Origin of the sequence: Prochlorococcus sp. MIT 1342 (assembly GCF_047304495.1) — a bacterium.
Taxonomy (GTDB): Bacteria; Cyanobacteriota; Cyanobacteriia; order PCC-6307; family Cyanobiaceae; genus Prochlorococcus; species Prochlorococcus marinus_D.
Genome location: NZ_CP138957.1, coordinates 524,241 through 547,349, shown reverse-complemented (window position 1 = coordinate 547,349; position 23,109 = coordinate 524,241). Strand labels below are relative to the sequence as shown.

General features: G+C 52.6%; 25 protein-coding genes and 2 pseudogenes. 23 read left to right on the top strand and 4 right to left on the bottom strand.

What is annotated here, in order from left to right:
- Positions 1–56 precede the first annotated feature (56 nt).
- From SIB79_RS02880 to rsmD, 5 genes and pseudogenes are all read left to right on the top strand, one after another.
- The gene (locus tag SIB79_RS02880) at positions 57–1,208 is read left to right on the top strand and encodes a CAAD domain-containing protein (RefSeq protein ID WP_413681132.1); all 1,152 of its coding nucleotides are present in this window, start codon (positions 57–59) and stop codon (positions 1,206–1,208) included.
- Between the two features lie 75 nt (positions 1,209–1,283).
- The gene (locus tag SIB79_RS02875) at positions 1,284–2,447 is read left to right on the top strand and encodes a GuaB3 family IMP dehydrogenase-related protein (protein WP_063402978.1); all 1,164 of its coding nucleotides are present in this window, start codon (positions 1,284–1,286) and stop codon (positions 2,445–2,447) included.
- Between the two features lie 224 nt (positions 2,448–2,671).
- Complete coding sequence (gene trxA / locus SIB79_RS02870) at positions 2,672–2,995, top strand: thioredoxin (protein ID WP_011130499.1); 324 nt, start codon at positions 2,672–2,674, stop codon at positions 2,993–2,995.
- A gap of 94 nt (positions 2,996–3,089) precedes the next feature.
- On the top strand, positions 3,090–3,731 hold the full coding sequence (hisH, locus tag SIB79_RS02865) for an imidazole glycerol phosphate synthase subunit HisH (protein ID WP_074161302.1): 642 nt from the start codon (positions 3,090–3,092) through the stop codon (positions 3,729–3,731).
- Positions 3,728–4,291, top strand: a pseudogene (gene rsmD / locus SIB79_RS02860) (16S rRNA (guanine(966)-N(2))-methyltransferase RsmD); the annotation flags it as partial. The gene hisH and the pseudogene rsmD, both read left to right, overlap by 4 nt.
- Positions 4,292–4,301: 10 nt before the next feature.
- On the opposite strand, the gene petG reads toward rsmD, so the two are convergent.
- Complete coding sequence (gene petG, locus SIB79_RS02855; protein ID WP_011130502.1) at positions 4,302–4,418, bottom strand: cytochrome b6-f complex subunit V; 117 nt, start codon at positions 4,416–4,418, stop codon at positions 4,302–4,304.
- A gap of 56 nt (positions 4,419–4,474) precedes the next feature.
- Here petG and SIB79_RS02850 point away from each other — a divergent pair, with 56 nt between their 5' ends.
- The 15 genes from SIB79_RS02850 (at position 4,475) to SIB79_RS02780 (ending at position 17,796) form a co-directional block, all read left to right on the top strand.
- Positions 4,475–4,852 (top strand): c-type cytochrome, encoded by a 378-nt coding sequence (locus SIB79_RS02850; RefSeq protein WP_063402979.1) that lies wholly within the window; start codon positions 4,475–4,477, stop codon positions 4,850–4,852.
- Complete coding sequence (locus tag SIB79_RS02845) at positions 4,849–5,598, top strand: RNA methyltransferase (RefSeq protein ID WP_063402958.1); 750 nt, start codon at positions 4,849–4,851, stop codon at positions 5,596–5,598. The genes SIB79_RS02850 and SIB79_RS02845 overlap by 4 nt, the downstream gene beginning before the upstream one ends.
- A gap of 30 nt (positions 5,599–5,628) precedes the next feature.
- Positions 5,629–6,789 (top strand): serine hydrolase, encoded by a 1,161-nt coding sequence (locus tag SIB79_RS02840; RefSeq protein ID WP_063402959.1) that lies wholly within the window; start codon positions 5,629–5,631, stop codon positions 6,787–6,789.
- Positions 6,786–8,204, top strand: a complete 1,419-nt coding sequence (locus SIB79_RS02835) for a DUF3370 domain-containing protein (RefSeq protein WP_063402960.1) — start codon at positions 6,786–6,788, stop codon at positions 8,202–8,204. The genes SIB79_RS02840 and SIB79_RS02835 overlap by 4 nt, the downstream gene beginning before the upstream one ends.
- The gene (bchI, locus tag SIB79_RS02830) at positions 8,201–9,292 is read left to right on the top strand and encodes a magnesium chelatase ATPase subunit I (RefSeq protein WP_063402961.1); all 1,092 of its coding nucleotides are present in this window, start codon (positions 8,201–8,203) and stop codon (positions 9,290–9,292) included. Before SIB79_RS02835 ends, bchI begins: the two co-directional genes overlap by 4 nt.
- A gap of 4 nt (positions 9,293–9,296) precedes the next feature.
- Entirely contained in the window at positions 9,297–9,761 is a 465-nt protein-coding gene (gene ruvC / locus SIB79_RS02825; RefSeq protein ID WP_063402962.1) for a crossover junction endodeoxyribonuclease RuvC, read from the top strand.
- Positions 9,762–9,769: 8 nt separating this feature from the next.
- Positions 9,770–10,537, top strand: a complete 768-nt coding sequence (locus tag SIB79_RS02820) for a methyltransferase domain-containing protein (RefSeq protein WP_063402963.1) — start codon at positions 9,770–9,772, stop codon at positions 10,535–10,537.
- Positions 10,534–11,103 (top strand): 5-formyltetrahydrofolate cyclo-ligase, encoded by a 570-nt coding sequence (locus tag SIB79_RS02815; RefSeq protein WP_063402964.1) that lies wholly within the window; start codon positions 10,534–10,536, stop codon positions 11,101–11,103. The genes SIB79_RS02820 and SIB79_RS02815 overlap by 4 nt, the downstream gene beginning before the upstream one ends.
- Positions 11,104–11,250: 147 nt before the next feature.
- Positions 11,251–12,264, top strand: coding sequence for a hypothetical protein (locus tag SIB79_RS02810; RefSeq protein WP_155724559.1), 1,014 nt, complete (start codon positions 11,251–11,253; stop codon positions 12,262–12,264).
- Positions 12,265–12,492: 228 nt separating this feature from the next.
- Complete coding sequence (locus tag SIB79_RS02805; RefSeq protein WP_063402966.1) at positions 12,493–12,969, top strand: hypothetical protein; 477 nt, start codon at positions 12,493–12,495, stop codon at positions 12,967–12,969.
- 9 nt (positions 12,970–12,978) lie between these two features.
- Positions 12,979–13,440: a SufE family protein gene (locus SIB79_RS02800; RefSeq protein WP_063402967.1), complete on the top strand. Its 462-nt coding sequence runs from the start codon at positions 12,979–12,981 to the stop codon at positions 13,438–13,440.
- A 37-nt stretch (positions 13,441–13,477) separates the two neighbouring features.
- Positions 13,478–14,794 (top strand): homoserine dehydrogenase, encoded by a 1,317-nt coding sequence (locus SIB79_RS02795; protein WP_063402968.1) that lies wholly within the window; start codon positions 13,478–13,480, stop codon positions 14,792–14,794.
- A 114-nt stretch (positions 14,795–14,908) separates the two neighbouring features.
- Positions 14,909–15,160, top strand: a complete 252-nt coding sequence (locus tag SIB79_RS02790; RefSeq protein WP_063402969.1) for a hypothetical protein — start codon at positions 14,909–14,911, stop codon at positions 15,158–15,160.
- Between the two features lie 27 nt (positions 15,161–15,187).
- Positions 15,188–16,777 carry an ABC transporter substrate-binding protein gene (locus SIB79_RS02785; RefSeq protein ID WP_063402970.1) on the top strand — a complete coding sequence of 530 codons (1,590 nt, stop codon included), beginning with the start codon at positions 15,188–15,190 and terminating at the stop codon, positions 16,775–16,777.
- Positions 16,777–17,796, top strand: coding sequence for an ABC transporter permease (locus SIB79_RS02780; protein ID WP_063402971.1), 1,020 nt, complete (start codon positions 16,777–16,779; stop codon positions 17,794–17,796). The genes SIB79_RS02785 and SIB79_RS02780 overlap by 1 nt, the downstream gene beginning before the upstream one ends.
- Here the strand turns inward: SIB79_RS02780 and SIB79_RS02775 are convergent.
- Positions 17,790–19,382, bottom strand: coding sequence for an alpha/beta hydrolase (locus SIB79_RS02775; RefSeq protein WP_063402980.1), 1,593 nt, complete (start codon positions 19,380–19,382; stop codon positions 17,790–17,792). The genes SIB79_RS02780 and SIB79_RS02775 overlap by 7 nt on opposite strands.
- 386 nt (positions 19,383–19,768) lie before the next feature.
- Between SIB79_RS02775 and SIB79_RS02770 the strand changes: the two genes are divergently transcribed.
- From SIB79_RS02770 to SIB79_RS02760, 3 genes and pseudogenes are all read left to right on the top strand, one after another.
- Entirely contained in the window at positions 19,769–20,308 is a 540-nt protein-coding gene (locus SIB79_RS02770) for a glutamyl-tRNA amidotransferase (RefSeq protein WP_236072496.1), read from the top strand.
- A 243-nt stretch (positions 20,309–20,551) separates the two neighbouring features.
- Positions 20,552–20,923, top strand: a complete 372-nt coding sequence (locus SIB79_RS02765) for a hypothetical protein (protein ID WP_063402972.1) — start codon at positions 20,552–20,554, stop codon at positions 20,921–20,923.
- Positions 20,924–21,648: 725 nt separating this feature from the next.
- A pseudogene (locus SIB79_RS02760) lies at positions 21,649–22,092 on the top strand (iron uptake porin); the annotation flags it as partial.
- Between the two features lie 175 nt (positions 22,093–22,267).
- Here the strand turns inward: SIB79_RS02760 and SIB79_RS02755 are convergent.
- Together SIB79_RS02755 and SIB79_RS02750 are read right to left on the bottom strand one after the other, a co-directional pair.
- Positions 22,268–22,624 carry a hypothetical protein gene (locus SIB79_RS02755; protein WP_063403782.1) on the bottom strand — a complete coding sequence of 119 codons (357 nt, stop codon included), beginning with the start codon at positions 22,622–22,624 and terminating at the stop codon, positions 22,268–22,270.
- Positions 22,609–22,998 (bottom strand): hypothetical protein, encoded by a 390-nt coding sequence (locus tag SIB79_RS02750; protein ID WP_155724648.1) that lies wholly within the window; start codon positions 22,996–22,998, stop codon positions 22,609–22,611. Before SIB79_RS02750 ends, SIB79_RS02755 begins: the two co-directional genes overlap by 16 nt.
- Positions 22,999–23,109: the final 111 nt, after the last annotated feature.

Below are 23,109 nucleotides of genomic sequence, written 5' to 3'. Positions count from 1 at the left end.
TAAAGGCTCAGTATTAAAGAGGCCTCTTAAACTATTTAGAGTGTGATATTTGGACCATGAGCTCGGCTGAGGAATCCAAAGCAGAAGGAACCTCCGAAGCAACGGAAGGCACCGAGTCCTCATCTGAACCCGCTGAGTCCTCAGCTGCTGCAAAAGACCTCAAAGTGAGTGCAGCAGCTCAAGCTGCTCCCTCACAAGCCAACCCTGCTGTCCCTAAGACACCAGCTCAACAACAACCTGCTCCAGTTCAAGACAGCCCTGCTATCTCCAAGCCAAGCACCATCCCCTCAAGCCCAACACCAACTCCCAAACCCTCAGACGCTTCAGATGACCTCAAAGTGAGTGCAGCAGCTCAAGCTGCTCCCTCACAAGCCAACCCTGCTGTCCCTAAGACACCAGCTCAACAACAACCTGCTCCAGTTCAAGACAGCCCTGCTATCTCCAAGCCAAGCACCATCCCCTCAAGCCCAACACCAACTCCCAAACCCTCAGACGCTTCAGATGACCTCAAAGTGAGTGCAGCAGCTCAAGCTGCTCCCTCACAAGCCAACCCTGCTGTCCCTAAGACACCAGCTCAACAACAACCTGCTCCAGTTCAAGACAGCCCTGCTATCTCCAAGCCAAGCACCATCCCCTCAAGCCCAACACCAACTCCCAAACCCTCAGACGCTTCAGATGACCTCAAAGTGAGTGCAGCAGCTCAAGCTGCTCCCTCACAAGCCAACCCTGCTGTCCCTAAGACACCAGCTCAACAACAACCTGCTCCAGTTCAAGACAGCCCTGCTATCTCCAAGCCAAGCACCATCCCCTCAAGCCCAACACCAACTCCCACATCCTCAGACGGGCCCGAAGGTCTTGATCAAGGAGAGGAGTTGAAGCTGCTTTTGGAGAGACTGCGCAACTTCTTCAAGTTGAGCAACTGGATTAAGCAAGACGATCAGACAAGCCCATGGCAACAACTGAGACGACCCGTTCTTCTCATTGCTGCATTGATCATCCTTGTGATTTTTGTTCGTATCTACGGCGGTATTTTGTCCACGATTGAGAGCGTTCCTCTGGCTCCATCTCTCTTCGAACTGGCCGGCATCCTCTGGCTGACATGGTTTTCAATCACCCGCCTGATCCGCAGCGAAGATCGACAGGATGTGATCTCCAAAGTGCGCACCCGATGGGAAGCCTTCCGAGGAACAACTGACAACAAGCCATAGATAAGGATCCTTTCCCTCAAGGCAAAATTTGAATCACCCCAGTTGGTAACTTGGCGTGACTTTATTCGGTCTGTGGTGAACATTCAGCTCGGACGCACCAAGGTCGTTCGCCGGGCCTATGGCATCGACGAAACCGCCCTTGTCCCGGGTGGACGAACCGTAGACCCGGAGATCACTGACACCTGCTGGAACCTCGCAGGCATCGAACGTGAGATACCGATCATTGCGAGCGCTATGGATAGCGTTGTCAATGTTGATATGGCTGTTGCCCTATCTCGCCTTGGAGCCCTCGGCGTAATCAATCTGGAAGGAGTCCAAACCCGCTACAAAGACCCCAACCCAGTACTGGATCGGATCTCCTCAATCGGAAAGGACGCCTTCGTGCCACTGATGCAGGAGATCTACAGCAAACCTGTGCAAGAAGCCCTGATCTATCAACGCATTAAAGAGATCAAAAATCAGGGGGGCATTGCTGCTGTGAGTGGCACACCCGTGGCAGCAATGCGATTTAGCAAAACCATTGCAGAAGCGGGCGCTGACCTCTTTTTTGTGCAGGCGACAGTGGTCTCAACCGAACACATTGGTCCTGAAGGTCAACAAAGTCTCGACCTCGAAGCCCTTTGTCAAGGCATGGGGGTCCCTGTGGTGATGGGTAATTGCGTCACCTACGAGGTCGCTCTTCAACTCATGCGTGCAGGTGCCGCAGGGGTGATGGTTGGCATCGGCCCTGGTGCTGCTTGCACCTCTCGTGGGGTTCTTGGCGTGGGCATCCCCCAAGCCACCGCCGTAGCGGACTGCGCTGCCGCCCGTGAGGACTACGAGCGAGAGAGTGGTCGCTACGTTCCGATCGTCGCAGATGGCGGCATCATCACAGGAGGGGACGTCTGTAAATGCATTGCCTGCGGTGCCGATGCGGTCATGATCGGCTCTCCGATCGCCCGAGCAGTGGAGGCTCCTGGTCGTGGCTTCCACTGGGGCATGGCCACTCCCAGTCCAGTACTGCCAAGGGGCACAAGAATCAAGGTAGGCAGCACAGGCAGCCTGGAACGCATCCTTAGAGGGCCTGCTCTGCTAGACGATGGCACCCATAACCTTCTAGGAGCTCTCAAAACGTCCATGGGCACTCTTGGGGCCCGTACGATCAAAGAGATGCAACAGGTTGAGGTCGTCATCGCCCCATCTCTGCTGACCGAAGGGAAGGTTTATCAGAAAGCCCAGCAACTAGGCATGGGCAAGTAAACATTCCGATCGCAGACGAAAACCAATTGGATCCGAGAGAAGCCATGGCTAGTATGAATTCGTGAGGGCTACGGCCCACACACTCCTCACACACACCGGCCCGACGAGCTCGGGCTTTTCGTCTTCTGTGCAAGAGACCGTCACAGTTCCTACCTGTGGAGGCTCTTAAGCCTGAATAAAATACAAACGATTGCTAAATTTCCGCAAAATCAACGACCTAAGGAATGTCCAATGCCGCCGCAGTTACCGACGCCTCCTTCGAGCAGGACGTCCTTCAAAGCGACGTGCCTGTGCTAGTTGATTTTTGGGCGCCTTGGTGTGGCCCATGTCGCATGGTTGCTCCGATCGTCGATGAGATTGCCAAGGAATTCGAGAGCAAGATCAAAGTCTTCAAGCTCAACACTGACGAAAACCCCAACGTCGCCAGCCAATACGGTATTCGCAGTATCCCCACCCTGATGGTGTTCAAAGGAGGTCAAAAAGTCGACACAGTTGTAGGTGCAGTGCCCAAAGCCACGCTTTCTGGAACCATTTCAAAGTACCTCTGAAGCTTGATCCAACTTCGATTCCAGCCCTCCTAGATCACCATTGGCCTGATTCAATGCCTCACATGGCTAAAAGGCCAGATTGCGGAGGGTTTCTTTGATTACACGTCTAGGCTTAATTGATTACGGCATGGGCAATCTGCGCTCTGTGCAGATTGCCTTTGAAAGGCTCCACAAGGCTCTTCACATAGTGAGGCAGCCCGCCGACCTCAGCGGCTGTGATGCCTTGATCTTGCCTGGAGTCGGTGCCTTTGATCCCGCCATGGTGCACCTTGAGCAGACCAGATTGGTTCCAGACCTCAAGAGTTGGGTGAAAGGAGGACGACCTCTGCTAGGCATCTGTCTGGGCCTGCAGCTGTTGTTCGAATCGAGTGACGAAGGAAATGCCACCGGCCTAGGGTTGCTTAAGGGCCACGTTCAACGACTGCCCTCCAATCAAGGCGAACGCATTCCCCACATGGGCTGGGCTGCTCTAGAACATCGAAACGACTGCCCGCTGCTTGACAAGGAAGATCCAGACAGCTGGATGTATTTCGTGCATTCCTATGCTGCAGTCCCCAGCCAAAACAGTGATCTTGCGGCCATAGCGCCGTTTGGCCGAGACAACATCACAGCGATGGTCTGGAAAGGCCGACTAGGGGCCTGTCAGTTTCACCCAGAGAAATCCGCCGCAGCCGGCGAGCGCATGCTGCGGCGTTGGCTGAATTGGCTGGAAACCGGCGCAAAACCTGTGCCATGAGTAGCCAGCTAAGGCTTTCCGGAGGGCGCAAGCTTCAGAGTCCCGCTGGCCAAGGCACTAGACCCACGACGAGTCGTGTTCGTGAAGCAGTGATGAACGTGCTAGCCCCACGCTTGCATGACTGCCACTGGCTTGACCTATTTAGCGGTAGTGGAGTAATGGGCTGTGAGGCGTTGCAAAGCGGCGCACGACGTGTAGTAGCTGTTGAACGAAACGCGAAGACAGCCAAAGTCTGTCAGGCCAACCTAATTGCCACCGCATCTGGCCTCTCCCAGCAGAGCAACATTGAAGTGATCCGCCATGACGTTCTGACCTGGCTGAAGAGAGGTTGCCATGCCGCCAAGTTCAATCAACCTTGGGCAGGGGAGAACCCTGGTTTCAACCTGGTCTACCTCGATCCACCTTATTCTTCAAAACTCTATTCAGAAGTCTTCAAAGCCCTGCTTTCAGGCCATTGGCTGCAGAGAGATGCCCTAGTGATCTGTGAGCATGCCACGAACAACAGCGTGGAAACCCCAATGCAGTGGCTTGAACAAGATCGCCGTATCTATGGCAGCAGCGCCTTACTGTTCACCAATCCCCCAGAACAGTATCGCGACGATACTGATTCCAAGCATCCACAAACAATCCAAGCAAAGTGACCGGAATTAAACCCAGAACGATGCCGCAGAGAAGTGGTTCGATCATGGCCTCGCGCCCAGTTGAAAGATTAAGCACAATTGTTTCATGCTCCTGAACTCACCGTGACGGGCCCGTCATCAAACAATCAAAGCAAAAACGGGTTCATTGGAGCCCTAGTGGTACTGGCAGCAGCTGTCTGCATTGCAATTTTGTTATGGGTACTAGGGCACTCACAACGAGACCCCTACGTCAACGCCACCCTTGATTTGGAGGGATCTTTGGAGCAAGGAGGTCGGCTATTCCGCATCAACTGCGCTGGCTGCCACGGGATTACTGCCCAAGGAAACTTAGGCCCGAATCTCCTTGACGTGAGCGAACGCCGCAACGATGCCCAGCTGATCAGGCAAGTGGTAAGCGGCAATACGCCGCCCATGCCCAGATTCCAGCTTGAGCCTCAAGAAATGGCCGACCTACTGGCTTATTTAAATTCCCTGAATTGAACAAGGACATCCGCTCAATCCAAACAACTGTTGTTCTGGTTGAGCCAATTGGTCCACTGAATCTGGGCAGTGTGGCCAGACTCTGCGCCAACTTCGGAGTACAAGAACTACGCCTGGTCTCGCCCCGCTGCGACCCTGCTGATCCCGAGGCAAGACGCATGGCTGTCCATGGCGTAGCAATGCTAGAGCAGGCAAAACAATTCTCATGCTTGCTCGATGCCGTAGCTGACTGTCACAGAGTTGTAGCCAGCTGCGGCCGATTGGATCATGGCAACATCCCCCTGCAAACCCCCGAACAAGCAGTGCCATGGTTACTAGAGAGCATGAGTGCAGCACCTGTGGCACTGGTATTTGGCCGTGAAGACAGGGGCCTAACCAACAAGGAACTTCAACTCGCCCAACGTGTACTCACTCTGCACAGCTCCCACGGATATCCATCCCTCAACCTCTCGCATGCAGTAGCGATCGTGCTGCATGAGCTACAACGCTGCCAAGAGCAAGGGACGCTCAGGGAAGGGCAATCGGCATGGCCCGACCCAGCATCACCTCGTCAACTCGACGCATGCTTAACAGACGCACAGGATCTCCTGTTAGAGGTGGGATTTCTTTTGAGCCATACGGCCCAAGCCCGCATGGCCAAAGTCCGTGGTTTACTTCAACGCGCTGCCGTCCGTCCCGAGGAAGTAGCCCTGCTGAGAGGGATGGTGAGGCAACTGCGCTGGGCCATCCATTCTCGTCACTCTTAACCTCAGCCGAACTCACTGATCTTCACTTCCTTGTCAAGCAGTCGCCCTTACCGCAACCGCTCAAACGGGGCTGGACCCCTACGGCTTTTGTTGCGTCTGATCTTGATGGGCATCGGCCTCGGCGTGATTACAGGTTCAGCGCTTAAGATGCTCGGACCACAGGTGAAGCAGGGCAAACTGGACTTGCCGGAGTGGCTTCCTGGGCGAAATTGGATTTCCGTGAAGGGCCTCCCCAGTCGCTTCAACATCGTTGAGGAAGCCACAAACCCCATGCTCAGCAATGGGAATAGTTTGCAACTGGGCAATTTCCAGACCAAGCAAGAACTCACAACGTTGAGCAACCGCTGGAGAGAACTGGCCAAGCAACAAAAAGATTTACAAGCAAGCGCATTCTTGCTAGTGCTTGACGATGGACGCTATGCCGAGCTCTCGCCCGAGACAGCACTGCCTGCAGCTAGCTCAATCAAAACAGCAATCCTGCTGGTAGCTCTCGAACTCATCGATTCCGGTCAGCTCAGCTGGAATGAACCCCTGAAGCTCACCAAAGAGATTATTGGTGGTGGTGCTGGCTGGATGGCCAGCAAGCCGCTTGGCAGCCAATTCCCTGCCCACGAAGTTGCCACCGAGATGATTCGGGTGAGCGATAACACCGCCACCAATCTGCTGATTCAACGCATTGGTGGCAAGGACGTCCTCAATGCACGCTTCAATGCTCTCGGCCTGAGCTCCACGGTGGTGAATAACTGGTTGCCGGATCTACAAGGCACCAATACCACCAGCAGCCACGATCTAGCACGGGCCATCGCACTTGTCGATACTGGGAAAGCCCTTAGCCCACGCACACGGGATCTATTCAGGGAGGCAATGAGCACCTCCGTCAGCAACCGCCTGTTACCTGGTGGATTTCTTAAGGGACTGGGCGGCAAGCAAGGAGAGCCTGACAACAGCCTCCTGGCAAAGGGCTACCGCATCTACAACAAAACCGGCGACATCGGCATCGCTTATGCGGATGCTGGCCTGATCGAACTACCTGATGGCAGTCGTGCAGTGGCAGGGTTCATGGTGAAAGGCCCCTTCAACGACCCCCGCTCCACAGAACTGATCCGCGACATGGCAGCCGCTATGGCTCCAGTACTCAAGCCAAAGCCATCGACACCTCGAACGGAATCAACAAAAAGCAATCAGCCATGAAGATCCCCGCCCTTTTGTCAGTTGCACTTTTCAACTTATCCGGAGCAGTGCTTGACACCCCCGCTCTGATTGCTGCCCCAACCGTCAAACAAAGACAGCAACAGGTCAGACCCCTACCAGGCGGGCTTGACAAGGTGCTGATGGTTAATGACAACAATCCCGAACTCATTACAGGCGAAGGGATTCTGATCTCCACCTTCCCTACCAAAAACACACAAAGCTCAAGAGCAAAAGCTGACAAAAGCAACCTGGCCGTGCCACTCGATGGTCGTTTCGATCTATTCAGTCACCACGTGTATGCCGGCCTTCCTGATCATCTCGAATCCACCCTCTGGCTAGCAGTGCTGGCTCAGCCACGGGGTGACGAGCCTGTGCAACTGACCCTATTGAGAGGCAGCACCTCCCTATCGCAAGCCACCGAAGCAGGACAGACAGCTGCACCATTTCTGCCTCTGCCGAAAATGATTGCCGAAACCACGACCCCTATTGCCGCTGGCCCAGGCAGCAGGGTAGCTGGCGATCTACTGCGGGGGGAGCGAGCTCAAGAGCTGCCAGAGCGCTGGGAACTCCTGCCAGGCAGCCCCAGCCTCCTATTGGTGCTCCCCATCCCCGTAGCAGGTCTCGATCCACTGCTCAACGGTCGCAACCTTCAGATGCGGCTTCATAGCTCCGGCCCCATCTCACTAGCAACCTTGGCTGCATACGGCAATCCCAAAGCAGCCCCTCCACTCTCTCGCTGGATTGAGCTGCTTGAAAGCGGCGAACTCAGCCCCAAGGAACATCACCCCACGCCTCGGGGTAGCAGCGGCAAGATCGTGTATTCGCGCGTCAGCGGAATCCAATTGGGCAGCACATGGAAGACAACCCTGACTGATCCTGATAGCACCGTGCTAAGCGCAATCAACACTCCCATCTCCTGGCCTATCAGCAGCCTCGAGAGGGGCAGCCTCGGCACAGATCAGGTCCAAACTGCTGAATTACAAGCGCACTACGACAACACTGCATGGGCTGCCCATGGCAACTACGGAGTTGAATATGACCTCACCCTGCCGCTACACAACCGATCAAAGCAGGAAAAATCCTTCTTGCTGACCCTTGAGTCCCCCTTAAAGAAGGACAACAACAACACAAGCCTGGACTTTCGCGTTTCAGCCAGCGGACCTGTGATGTATCGAGGGCTAATCGAGGTCAGTGGACTCGATAGCGAGTCCAGTCGACCCATGGGCCGTCGCCGCTTCCACCTAGTCCTGCGGCAGGGGCAGATGGGGCCAGACCTTGGTCGCATCAGCTTGACGCCAGGAGAAACTAGAGATGTCCGAATTCGACTGATCTACCCCGCTGATGCCACCCCACCGCAAGTGCTCACACTCCTGCCTGTGAAACAATCCAAAACAACTCCAGACATCAACCCGTGAGTTCAACCCGCAAGCGCAGGGTCTTTCCCTTTACCGCCGTGATTGGCCAGGAAGAGATGAAACTGGCTCTGCTGCTCAACGTGATCGACCCGCGAATCGGCGGAGTCATGATCATGGGAGATCGAGGCACGGGCAAGTCCACCGCGATCCGAGCCCTAGCAGATCTCCTTCCAGGGATTGATGTAGTCGCTGGCGACCCTTACAACAGCTCACCCACTGATCCTGATCTTCAGAGTAGTGACGTGCGCCAACGCATTGAACATGGTGAAAGCCTTGCCACTGAGGAGCGGCAGGTCCCGATGGTGGATTTGCCTCTCGGTGCCACTGAAGATCGTCTTTGCGGCACCATCGACATCGAGAAGGCCCTCAGCGAAGGAGTTCGTGCATTCGAACCAGGCCTGCTGGCCAAGGCCAACCGCGGCTTGCTCTACGTCGATGAGGTCAATCTGCTTGACGACCATCTTGTCGATGTGCTGCTGGATTCAGCGGCATCAGGATGGAACACGGTGGAACGTGAAGGGGTATCAGTGCGACACCCTGCCCGATTCGTACTGATCGGCTCCGGCAACCCCGAGGAGGGCGAGCTACGACCCCAACTCCTTGATCGCTTTGGCATGAGTGTTGAGGTGCGCACTGTCCGCGATCCAGACCTACGGGTGCAGGTGGTTGATCAGCGCACCGCCTTTGATAGCGATCCCGACACCTTTGCCACATCGGTGCAAGCCAACCAAGATGCCTTACAAAAGCGCGTTATTGAGGCCCAGCAACGTCTTGAACAGGTGAGCCTCGACAACGATTTGCGCCTACGAATCTCGGCTGTCTGTGGCGAACTAGATGTAGATGGACTACGTGGCGATATCGTCACCAACCGTGCCGCCAGGGCTCTAGCAGCCTTTGCAGGACGAACAGAGGTTTCGGAAGAAGACGTGGCACGCGTGATCTCTTGCTCTCTTCGTCATCGATTGCGAAAAGACCCCCTCGAGCAGATTGATTCAGGGGATCGGGTCGTCAAAATTTTCTGCAAAGTGTTCGAACGCAGCGAGAACAGCGATCAGGCTGACTTCGAGCTAACAACTCAAGCAGGCTGAACGCTTGCGCATCCTTGGCATCGACCCTGGCATTGCCAGGGTGGGCTACGGGGTCATCGACACCAGCAACGGACACCAGCAGATGCTCGATTGCGGCATCATCCGCACCAATCCCGGCATTGACGATGGTGAACGGATGGTGGAAATCGCCGGCGATCTACGCCAGCTCATCCGTCGTTGGAAGCCCCAACTGGCCGCTGTGGAGAAATTCTTCTTCTACCGCTCCAGCACGACGATCAGCGTGGTCCAGGCACGTGGAGTCATCATCATGACCCTGGCACGCTTTCGAGTGCCAGTGATGGAATTCCCACCGATGCAGATCAAGCTTGCTCTGGCGGGCTCAGGCCATGCTGAAAAAGATGAAGTGCTCGATGCGGTGATGCGTGAATTGAATCTTGATCAGCCGCCCCGACCCGATGATGCCGCCGACGCCCTGGCCATAGCACTCACGGGTTGGTTCCAGCGCTAAAACCACTGATGGACTCCTCCTGCTCACCAAAACACGGCTGGTTTGACAGCGTGGCTGAGTCCTACGCCCAACAGCGCCCCTATTACCCGGAATCCCTGTTTGCCTGGATCAGCAGCAAAGCCGCCAGCCACCAACGTTGCTGGGACGTTGCCTGTGGTAGCGGCCAGGCCTCTCTAGGGCTTGCAAGGCACTTTGATCGCGTCGATGCAACCGATCTCAGCCCAGCTCAGGTTGCTGCCGCACCAGCTCACTCAAACATTCATTACCAAGTAGCAGCAGCTGAAGATTCCGGATTTCCCAACGCATGCATGGACGCAATTGTGGTGGCCGCCGCCATTCACTGGCTAGATGTACCCCGATTCAACGAGGAAGCATTCAAGGTTGCACGCCCAGGTGGACTGATGGTCTGGGTGGGCTATGACCCCCCGCAAGGGGCACCCCCTTCGCTGCAGTTGTGGCTAGACCAACTTTACGGCGAAAGGCTATCGAGCTGGTGGCCTCCCCAGCTTCAGCATGTTGACAACCACTATCAGAACCTGCCATTCCCCACCATCAGCAAATCGTTGCCCCAAGAGCTCTGCATCTCCCTCAAATGGAGCTGTGATCAGCTAATCGGTTACATAGGAACCTGGTCGGCTTTGAGGAAAGCAACGCAGGAAGGCCATAACTTGCTGCCAAAACTCAGCATGGAACTGCAGAGACTCTGGCCAGCAGATCAAACAACAATCCCCCTGAACTTTCCACTCATGGGCCGCTGGGGTTATCTAACGCGATGAATCAAGCCATCGCCAAAGCCAAGCTTCGTCGTCAATTCAAGGCCCTGCGCGCTCAACAATTACCTGCGGTTCACGACACAATCATTCAGCAGGTTGTCAACACTATTCAGGGTTACTTAAAAGCTGGGAACTTGCGAGGGCACATTGGTATTTATTGGCCGCTTAGCGGAGAAGTAGATCTCCGCGAACTGAAACTCAACTTGAAGTTGCCCTTGGCACTACCAGTCAGTGGGGAGGACGGAAGCCTCAATTACCACCCTTGGACTCTTACTCCACTGCGAAAAGATGCCTGCATGATTCCCGCACCGCTGGATGAGGCCGCCCTTGAACCTGATGCAATAGGCCTCTTGCTCATACCTGCTCTGGCGATGGATCAACGAGGGATCAGACTCGGCTATGGAGGTGGTTTCTTCGACCGTCTCCGAAGTGACCTGACATGGCGAAAGATTCCAGCCTTTGCGGTCGTTCCACAAGCCTGCATATCAACAGAGTTACTGCCTCGCGACAGTTGGGATGTGCCCCTTGATGGCTGGATTAGTGAAACAGGAGTTTCCAGAGTAAAATAGAAACTTAAAATCAGCTCCCAAATTACGAATAACGACTACATCAAGTCAGTCCTGTTATTACAAAGCGACAAGGTTTAAATTCAACACTTTCTTGACACTTGGCAATCATTCCATTAACTTATTTTAAAGCCTAAACTATCAAGCGCAATGACAGCACTAGCACTTTATTCTTACGCAAAAGTTCAGTCCATAGAGATAGACGGCAAAGAAGACGTCATCACCCTTAGACCAGTTATTGAATCTAATTTGTTCAATTCATTGGACGAGGGTCATGATTATACATTCCAGACTACTATTAACGGGAAATCCTTTACCTTTGAAGCAGCTCCTGACAATCAAGGAGCAAACATAACCCTGGGACTAGAAAATGATGATGCAGCTGCAATCATTGAAACTCTCGACCAAAACAATGACCATAAGATTAGCGATCAGGAATTCGAGGAAGGCATGGAGAATGCCGTGGTATCACATGAGGAAGATATTAGGCTTCACGAAAATCATTCCTTAGACTCAGAAGTGAAATTAATACTAGAAGCAGAGGATGTTGTTTTTCAATACGATCCTATAGGTGGCAATTCTGGAGAACTGTTATTTGGGCAATCAATTGTTTCCGTTGGTGCGGACAAGCAAGGCAATATCCTTTCGTTTATTTGCCCTCAAAGGTCATTTGAAACAGAATTTGCAGGCTACAAACTCACCCTTAAAGGAGAAGTCGAAGTCGGCCAAGTTGGAGGAGCGATCGACACTGTTACAGGAGAGGGAAATATCTATGGTGATGAACTCAAATGGCTATTTTGGGGAAACATCACCACTCCAAATGGTGGTTCATATGGATTCACCAAAGACGAAGCTGCATTCATCCCCATCAGGGATACAGATAATAACAGTGGTTTACTAACACTTTCAAGCATCGAAAGATCTGCCCATGGCAGCGGGAATATAGAAAATGTTTTCAGCTCTTATTTTGTCAGCGGACTGCAAGGCTCTGCGACTCAAGATAGTTTTTTAAAAGACCTCATGCTTCAAGGAATTAATCTACTTCATCCAGGTCTTGCAACTGAAGGCACTGCACTTCAATGGAATATCGATTTACAACATCCAACTCCTATTTCAGGCAGTGATTACGAAGACATTGCTCATTCATTGCACATGGGTCATTGAACAATTGAAAGCCAAATGAATTGAATCCGAATAAAATCTACTCCTAACAATTGGAATCAAAAAGTTTTCAACACGCCATTGCTGCCATTTTTCAGCAGCCAAATATTCGCCTCTGGCAAATATTTCGTACGACAATCATCTCAACCGTCTCAAAGGCTGCCACGCAGGCACTAGTCAATCCTGCAAGAATCTCTCAAAATGATTTTCAGAGTTTTCAGAAATCATTCAATGCGGACCCTGATCCAGCCTTTGTTTCTATTGATCGCAACAGCATCTCTTGGTCTCGTGCAAGGTCAGGCAGCGAAAGCCCATGCCATTGAAAGCACTCTCAACTACCTCGATGGAAGTCTGGAGCTTCAAAGCCATTTCTCAACGGGAACACCTGTTGAGGGAGCAGTGGTACGCGTCTTAGAGGCCAACGGAGCACCAGGCCGAGAGCTGGGTCGAATGGATCAACAAGGAAAACTGAGCTTGAGCCTGCCAGACATGCAAGAAGGAACCCTCGACCTGCAGGTGGATGCTGGCCCAGGTCACCGTGACTATCTGATGCTGCCAATCCGCTCAGGCAAGGTGAAGCTCGATGCGGTGGTCAGCCAACCCAAAACTCCACAAACACCATGGTTCCTCGCCAGCACTGGCTCGCCTCTCCTGCTTGGTCTTGCAGGTGTTTTGTTTAGCGTGCGTGAGCAGCGCCTCAAATTCTGATCCTTCGCCATGGCTGAGCCCACCGCCGCACCCTCAAGCTTTGGCAGTGAAGCCCTTGACAGCATGGTCGAGCGACTTAAAGGCACCTCTGATCCCCGCCGCCGCTACGAATATGTTCTATGGCTGGCCAAAAAGCTGCCACCAATGTCCCCGGAATTACAAACCGACGCCATCAAAGTGAAGGGATGCGTTTCCCAGGTCCATGTGCTTGGTGAACTCGTGGAAGGACAGCTTCACTGGCAGGGAGACTCCGACGCGCTGATTACACGAGGCTTGCTGGCAATGCTGATTCAAGGCCTCAACAATCTCACACCTGAGCAAGTCATGGCCGTGGATCCAAGCTTCATTGAAGCCACAGGCCTTCAAGGCAGCCTTACTCCATCAAGAGCTAACGGATTCCTCAATATCCTCCTCAACATGAAGGCCCAGGCCCAGCAACTTGCCAGGGTTTCGTCTTCAACAACTTCTTAGAGTCCGGCCAGCAATTACACGACTGGACACAGCTGCCATGGGCACGAAATTAGGAATCGGTCTCCTGGGGCTTGGAACAGTAGGCGCCGGTGTAGCAGGCATCCTCCAAGCCCCTGAAGGGCGGCATCCACTGGTGGCTGAGCTTGAACTGGTCCGTGTAGCGGTTCGAGATCTGCAACGACCTCGCCCGATTGAGCTCCGCCCATCCTTACTGACCAACAACCCACAGGCCGTTGTTGATGATCCCTCTGTTCACGTGGTTGTTGAAGTCATGGGAGGGATCGAACCAGCCCGAACCCTGATCATGCGAGCCATTGCCGCCGGCAAAGCGGTCGTTACAGCTAACAAAGCGGTGATTGCAAGACATGGCGAAGAGATTGCCTCTGCTGCAGCTGCTGCTGGGGTCTACGTCCTGATCGAAGCTGCCGTCGGCGGTGGCATCCCGATCATCGAGCCACTTAAGCAATCACTAGGTGGCAACCGGATCGAACGCGTGAGCGGCATCATCAACGGCACCACCAACTACATCCTCAGCCGCATGGCACAGGAAGGGGTGGCCTATGAAGACGTGCTCAAGACCGCCCAAGATCTTGGCTACGCAGAGGCAGATCCAGCGGCCGACGTTGAGGGGTTCGATGCGGCCGACAAGATTGCCATCCTCACTGGGCTCGCCTTCGGTGGACCTGTCGACCGTGACTCAATTCCCACCCAAGGCATCAACAACCTTCAAAGCCGCGATGTGGACTACGCCACACAGCTTGGCTACAGGGTGAAACTATTGGCTATCGCCGAACGTCTCAACTCAGACGCTCAGACCAGTCAGTCCTTGCCCTTAGCTGTAAGGGTGCAGCCAACCATGATTCCTCTCGACCACCCGCTTGCTGGCGTGAATGGCGTGAACAACGCCATCCTGGTTGAGGGCGATCCGATCGGCCGCGTGATGTTTTATGGCCCAGGAGCAGGCTCTGGACCCACCGCCTCAGCTGTGGTGGCGGACATCCTCAACATCGCTGGCATAAGCCAATTAGGGGAAATCAACGGCAGCCTCGACCCCCTTCTTGCCGCAAGCAGTTGGCGTTCCTGTCACCTAGTTGATCCAAGCGCCATCCGTCAGCGCAACTATGTTCGCTTCAATGCAGAAGACACCCCAGGAGTGATCGGTCGGATCGGTAGCTGCTTCGGCGATCGTGGCATCTCGATTCAATCAATCGTGCAATTCGATGCCTCAGAGACCGGCGCCGAAATCGTTGTGATTACCCATGAAATAAGCCAAGGCCAGATGCAAGATGCCCTGACTGCAATCACCTCTATGGCTGAGGTCAAAGGAGTTGCCGCCCATCTCAGCTGCCTTTAACTTCCAGCCCCCATGACGATGAGCCCCCTGCTTAAGTAAGAGTTATAAAACAAGTTGAGAGGCAAGTCTGCAGACGCTGACCTGTGCCCCCAAAGGTTCATGTCTACCGCTTCGATGATGTCAAGAGTCCAACTCTTTTCCAAGCCGGACTTCCGACCCATCATGGATCTCCATCAAGGCGACTGTGTTCAACTCCTCAATGGTAAAGAGCAATTCCAGGTAATCGGAATCGACGATGACCACAATCGCTGTTGGGTGAGACGTTGGCCACTACTGCCCAATGGATCCCCGGTGTTTGAAGTGTCGATGCAACACATCACCTGCTCTTCCCACAAAACACAACGACACTCACTAGCAAATCTTTGAATCAAGGCCATCCGATCCGCACGCGTTGTGCCCAGCTCCGGTCGTCGTAATTCTCTACGCTGGGCCGCTGCTCTCTTTGGTTTCTCCCTAGCGCTGAGCCAAATTGCCTGTCAGCCTGCTCGCCATAGTCAGCGACTCATCGTGGCTAGTGCTGGCAAGATCACATCCCTCGATCCTGCCCAGGCCAGTACTTTTGATGCTCTGCAATTGCTGAGTGCCCTGGGGGAGCCCCTCTACCGGCTTAATCACAAAGGGGACCTAGAGCCACGTCTGGCATCCGCTCCACCTCAGATCAGTGATGGCGGCCTCACCATCTCGATCCCTCTGCGGAAGGATGTGCTGTTTCACGATGGCACCCACTTCAATGCCGCCGCGATGGCGTTCAGTCTGCGGCGATTTCTGCGTATCGGCACCCTCAACTACGTGATAGGGGGACGTATTGCCACCGTGGAGACAGCCAGTCCCTACCTGCTACGCCTTCGATTAACGCGGCCCTCAAGTTCTCTAGAGGGACTACTCACCTCAATCAATCTGACGCCGATATCACCAACTGCGTACGCCAAGCACAAAGATCAGTTCCTCAATAAGCAATTCATTGGAACCGGCCCTTACCGACTCACTAGCTTTCAAACCCAGCAACAACGCCTTGAGCCTTTTCTGCAGTACTGGAGTACCCAGGCCAGTAATGCTGGAATCGATTTCATTAATCTGAGCAACTCCACTGCCCTATTTGGTGCTCTACGAAGCGGTGAAGTGGATGTACTCCTCTCCAATTCACTGGACGAAGACCAACGCCTTGAGCTCCATCACCTTGCCAAGCAAGGGAAGCTCCGCGAAGGAGAGGGGCCAGCACTTGAGATCGCCTACATCACTCTCCTCAGTAATGCCCCTCCACTCAATCAACCCCTCTTACGTCAGGCCCTCGCCTACAGCCTCGACCGTCAGCTGATGGTGAAGCGCGTGAGCTATGGACTAAGACGCCCGCTGCGGTCTTTAGTGCCGCCAAACTTGCAGGCTGAACCACTCACACCTTGGCCAAGCTACAACCCTCAACGAGCCAAGCAGCTGCTGAAAAAGGCAGGCTATTGCGGAACTCAAAAGCTGACACTCCCTTTTACTTTCCGTTCCAACGTGCCAGCAGACAAGTTATTGGCGCTTACATGGCAGGCACAGGTGGAACGTGATCTTTCGGATTGCCTGACACTGAAGCTCAATAGCGTCGAATCGACCACCGTTTACCGCCAACTGGGGGAAGGCGCATTCCAGGCCGTCATCCTTGAGTGGCGAGGCGCCTATCCCGACCCGGAAGCCTATTTAGCTCCATTATTAAGCTGCAGCCAAGCCAATGGATCTGTATGCGAAGAAGGGGAAGCGGCAATTAGCGGCAGCTTCTGGACCACAGATGGGCTGGAAACGAGCCTTCGCCACAGCGATGAACTTCGCGGACCCGATCGTCTCCACCAGCTCAGAGAGATCGAACGCTCCGCCGCCGGCGGAGCGGCCTATCTACCAATCTGGCTGGTAGCTCCACGAGCTTGGGCCCAGCGGCGCTTATCCAAGCCAGAGTTTGACGGGAGCGGCCATTTAATGCTCCAGCGTCTACGGGAGCTGCACTGATGGGCCGCGGGAGAGAACTACTGCGCTACAGCTCGACCCGCTTGGCCCTGGCACCGGTGATGCTCTGGCTCATTGCCAGCATGGTTTTTCTCCTCCTACGAGTGGCACCAGGAGACCCAGTCGATGCCGTATTAGGCAATCGTGCGCCGGCTGCAGCCCGCGCTGCTCTGCGCACCAAGCTTGGACTGGATCAACCGCTTTTGCATCAATACCTGCACTTCATCAAAGACTTAATTCATGGCGATCTAGGCCAAGCTCTTCTCAACCAGGAACCAGTGAGCAAGATCATTGCCAGAGCCCTACCAGCCAGCTTGGAACTAAGCCTGACGGCACTATTGATTGCAGCAGTGGTTGGTCTGGTCGTTGGTTTTAGTGGTATTGCCCGCCCGGAAGGCAAGCTAGATCTCGCAGGCCGCCTCTACGGCATTGGCACCTATGCCCTGCCACCGTTCTGGGCCGCGATGATCGTTCAACTGCTGTTTGCAGTCATTCTCGGTTGGCTACCAATTGGAGGACGTTTTCCCCCGAGCTTGCTACCACCAGAGGGGAGCGGCTTCCTGATCCTCGACAGTCTACGGAGCAGCGACTGGATATCTCTTCAAGGAGCAGTGCGACACCTGGTGTTACCGGCAGGGACCCTAGGCCTTCTCCTTAGTGGGATTTTCACCCGTACCCTCCGACTCAATCTAGGCCGCACACTGCAATCTGATTACGTTGAAGCTGCCCGTAGCCGGGGGCTGAATGAGCAACAGGTGGTGCTCAACCATGCCCTCCCTAATGCTCTTCTGCCAGTACTCACCATTGCTGGGATCACAGTGGCATCGCTGATTGGCGGCGCACTGTTAATTGAAGTCACCTTCTCCTGGCCAGGCATCGCCCTACGGCTCCAAGAAGCAATCAACCAACGCGACTACCCAGTTGTTCAAGGAATTGTGGTTGTCGTGGCTGCCCTGATGGTGCTGGTAAGCGTGAGCGTGGATCTGCTCGTTGCTCTGATTGATCCCCGCGTCCGCTACTGAGATTTGCGAAGTCTCTCTGCTGCGTGGCGATCCAAACGATGAAGCCGCAAATCCCCGACGTGCTGATGTGTGGAGCCCTGAAGGGCTTCGCCAGCCTCAACCTGCTCCAAAAAGATTTGAATCTCCACTGCCAACAATCGCTGCACAGCTAGCGGCTCACGCCCTACCAGCTCTTCGCCTAGTTGAAAGAGATCATCGCCACGACCCTCACCCATCTGACCTTCAACCCGCACCGGTGAAAAATGGCTAGCGCCCTCCACAAGCACGACTCGACTAGCGGGATGGGGTGAGATTGCCAAAAGCAAATCGAGCTGCTCACTCAGCGGAGGAGTAATCAAATCAAGGGTGCCGCCAGTCAGTAACACTGGAACCGACAAAGGCACAGCCCCATCACGAGGCCACAGCAAGCTACCAAAACTGTTGAGAGCCACGATTGCCTCTAGCTGGGGGATTGATTGCAGTTTTGGCATTTGCACATCAACCAACTGACATTGCAATAAGCGCGAGAGATTGGTGAGAGGAAGATCGTCTAGAGCCTTACGACAACGGGTATACAAACCAGGCTCCGGGGTCATACCAGCAGCCAATACAGCCGTCAGTGCCCCGAGGGAGTGACCCATCAGCACCAACTTCTGACCAGGCAATACCAACGTGCCTTGCTCTCGTGCCTGCAGGACAGCCTGAAGATCCGCCAAGCGGTCAGGTAACACCTCTGCTCCAGGTGCAAGTCGTTGCCCCTTCAGCAGGGCATGCACCGCTTTGTCATCACTACCTGGATGCTCAAGCACCACAACCGGCCAGCCCTTACGTTGAAGGCTGAGAGCCAACCAACGAAAATGATCCTGGCTTCCACCCAAGCCTGGCATGAGCACCACCCAGCTCGACCGCAACGGAGTGCCATCAGGTGGGCGCCACAGCTCTAGCTGGAGGGGCTTGGTGCGATGAGCCACTGGCAAAGATTTGAACTCAGGTCCTGCGGCAAAAACTTCCTTACCTGCCAGCTCTTGCAAAACTGGAACTTGTGTGGCGGGAAACCTCCCGAGCGCTAACACCAACTGCTGCTGCTGTTGCAACTGACGCCGCCAGCGACTTGCTACCTGAAGTAGAGCATCAAGATCGAGGCGTACATTTTCAGCAGGGAGCTCCTCAAGCAAGTCCAGAGCGGTCACCTCTGACTGACTGTTCAAGAGCAGTTCCAGAGTGTTGAACAAGACAATGCCACTACTGTCGGCATCTACCCTCACCAAATCACTAACGGCATCAAGCAGCTGACGTCCTGCCCAACTACGCAGCATCTGTCGAGCCATGCTCTGATCTGTAAGCAAAGATGCCTGAAGCAGCTCAAAGAGATCGAAGCGGCTATCGGCATCGAGCAAATTCAGCCAGGTGATGAGTTCAGAACTACTGCTGCCCCCAGGCCGCCCCAAATCGACCAACTCCCTAATCCAAACCGGTATCACCATCCCCTCAAGCTGCACCTCCAATCGCTCCGCAGCTCTCAACGGCGATACTTCAGCAAGTCCGAAAAGCAAAGCGCCGAATAGCCCAATCACAATTCGCTGTCCAATTGGGCGTGTTAATGCCAACGCCAAATACCGCTAACGAGTCAAACCATTTTCACTCAAGCCTTGAAGGGCTTAGATCGGTTCAGTGAATGGTGCTCCTGGGTGCCATCGACTGATCAGATGCCGCCATTGAACTTCCAACTTCTTCTCAAGCCAGGCGAGAAACGACTTATCAGCAGTGTCCGCCATTTGCAAAGCGAACCAATTAGCCGAGAAAGATCTACCAAAGAACAATCTCGTCAACACCTATACCTGAATAATCAACACAGCGAATAACAACAATCATTCCCCCAAAACACCTCGCATACGATCTTTAGCCGAAAGCCATCAGGCTATATCATTGTTCAAATTAAAGCGGCTCTCTTGCTAGAGCACCAGACAGGCCAGCAGAAGAGACGAATCAAACAATGAAGGGCGATCCAAGCAACAAGCAAGCATTAAAGGGTAAGAAGAGTGGCACAAGGAAATATTTGCGCACGCAAATGCATGGATCATTCATCAAGCCTATAATAGGCAATAAATTTATAAAATATATTATGATTGCCAGCAATTTCCACCCCTATAAAAGACAACGTCCAAGCAACATGAGAATGCTATTAGGCGCAACAACTGCTATGGCACTTCTGATTACATCCGCAGCCTCCGCCAATGAAACCAACCTTCAAATCAAAAACGCCAGCAAACAACTTGCGGTGAGCATTCGCGCCTTTGTAACTGGGACATCTGCCGCTAGCGAATGTCTCGTCAAAAGCGGGCAACTGAGCAAGAGGATTGCAAAAGAGACATTACCCTTATCACTTCTCGAAGTTGGCATTAGCCCTGAAGTCCTTGACAATCCTCAGGTCATCAAAGCAACCTCAATCTTGAGCCCTACACTTAATGCTGACTGCACATCGACAAAGATGAGCATCGAAGCAATCAATCGTCTGGTCAAGGATGAGCTATAGAAATACTTCCAACCGGAAAACAAATCAATAAAAGAAAAAATCTATGAATAAGTCTCTCCCAAAAAAGCATATGAACTAGACCGTTCAGCCTGGCCAAGGGATACAAAAAACGTAGACAATAGATAAAATACTTACTCGAAGCAAGAAATGCGATTCAGCTGACAAAGATAAGATAAGTAATTAAGACCTGTAAGCCGGCTCTAGAGCAGCCTATGATTAGTGATGTTTGCCTAAACACCAAAGATGGCTTACCCCGAGTCTCAAGTCGTAATGGGCGGTTTGGTGCATATCCCCATTATTATTGGTGTTTTTTGGGCGCTAAACAACCTAACCACAGGCGGCAGTAAAGCCAAGAAAGCCGCAGAAGCTCAGGCCAAACAGGCGGCTGAGGAAGCAGCTGCCAAAGCCGCTGCGGAAGCTGCAGCCAAACAGGCTGCTGAGCAAGCTGCTGCCAAAGCAGCAGCGGAAGCTGCAGCCGCCAAAAAGGCTGCTGAGGCCGCAGCCGCAGCTCCAGCGACAACAGTAGTGACTCCAGCCAGCGGCGAAGCTGAAGCGGCACAAGCTTCTAAGAACGACACTCAAGCCACTCCTGCCCCAGACCAAGAAGTGCTCTAGGTATATAGAGCAGATCCTAAAAAGCCATAAACATCAATCGATATAGATACACGTTCCAAAAAGTTGTTTGCAATCATAAAAGCCTTGAGAAAGGCCAAATTTGGAATGAATTCAACTTTAAATGAATAGCCTCAGGAAAAAATTAATAGCAAAATAGAATCAAGAGAGAGCCAGCTTGACCTAAAACTTATCAAAGACATAGTTCATCAATAAGTTGATATCAACCTAATCAATACACAGGCACCTAGAGCTAGGATGTTCAAAGCGAAAGCAAACCATCAAATATGCAAGAAGACGAATAATAATTAGCCACCAGCCAATAATCGTCATTTACATTCAATTCACCTATGCACAACATTCCCTAAGAAGATATGGGCAGATAAGGAAATAGCATCAGCAAATCATCTCATGCTCACGAATGAAGTGCTAAATTCGAAGAACCAAAACAAACCATAAGGAAGAATTCGGTTGCAATAAAAAATGACTACTAAACAATGTTCGCCAGAAAAGCCGATACTTATTCACGAGCAAGCAAAATGAGAGCTTTGACTAACCACACATATTTCTCTTGAACATCTAATAACTAAACTTGAAAATTAATTCTAGAAATAAATTCACGAAACTCTAAACACTGCAGGCCTAATTTCCACGCCAAGATGTGTTTAAGGAGAAGTTAATGACCAATATTCAATTGGCGCATTGCGCCTATCTGTGTGAGGAACCAAATGAAACTCTTCCAGCAATTGCTGGTGGCACCTGCTGCCTTGGGCCTGATGGCCCCTATGGCTGCTAATGCCGCAGACCTAGATATCAAAGGTGTGTCCGATTATTCGGCCTCCAGCGAGCAGGTCACCAGCATCTCCCAATTCCAAGATGTTTGCCCAACCGACTGGGCTTATCAGGCTCTGAGCAACCTGATTGAGCGTTACGGCTGTGTAGCTGGCTATCCAAGTGGTAGCTACCTGGGCAACAGAGCAATGACCCGCTTTGAAGCGGCTGCTCTATTGAATGCCTGCCTCGATCGCATTACTGAAGTCACCGACGAACTGCGTCGTCTTCTCAACGAATTCGAGCAGGAGCTCGCCATCCTCAAGGGCCGTGTTGATGGCCTAGAAGCCCGCGTTGGTGAACTCGAAGCCACTCAGTTCTCCACCACCACCAAGCTTGTGCTCAGACATTCATAATAAGTCGACGTCTCAACGAAGCCTGGATCAAATGCGTTGATCAATACAAATACTGCTTTAACTTTTAAAAAGATGATATCGGCTTACAACAATCATCAGTAAAAAGCTAGCTCAATCAGGCCAAGCAAAAGAGATCTTCTAAACGTCTATACATATAAGGTTAGTTCAATAACGAACCATCAGCATTACAATCGCGTAGATCATTCCACTTGGCCAAATTTTCTTCTAAGTTGTCAAACTCATTTTCTGAGTCATTGATTTGTTGGGCTTTAATTAATGCTTGAAATGCCTCGACGCCATACTTGCTTGCGATTCTTTGCTTGATACAGGCTTTATACTTAGAGCCAGCCTTTAATTCCTCCTCCGCTTCTCTTAAATTATCCTGAGCCAACTCACTCTTTTCTCTCCATTCCAGCATGTGGTTCGTGAATTCTTCTTGTGCCCCATCAGCGAAAGCAGATTCACTATGAACTACAAGCAAGAGCAATAACACTAATCCTGCTAAGAAATGACGCATTCCTCGTCCCTAGAGGCCTCATGATTATCCCATAAAAGTTTATAGAACCATTTCTCTTTCGGCGAATACCTAACTCTTTCGACACCTTTCTTTGTTAAAATAAAGATTGGCTCACCTGATTCTGAGACCTGCTTGATGTCTACATTACCTAGCATCCACATGCGCATAAATACTTGATTGTCCGTCATGGTCCCAAGATATTCCTTGCAACTTTTACCAACATCAATAAACCAGAGAGAAAGTAGATCTGCCTTCTCTCTATCTCCCTTACAAAGCTGAAGCGTAGTCCGAGAAATAGCCGTTGCATCGCCTTGCTTAAGAGCAAAACGAATCAGGGCATTTCCAAGGCTAATCCGTTCGCGATCTACACTCATGGCGCCATTTCTGCTGGGCATATATAAGTAGTCGAAAATCGTACGCAAAGTTATAAAATTGACTCTAGCCAAGAAAGCAGCTTGCACTCCGGCCTAAATGCTCGCAAGTTA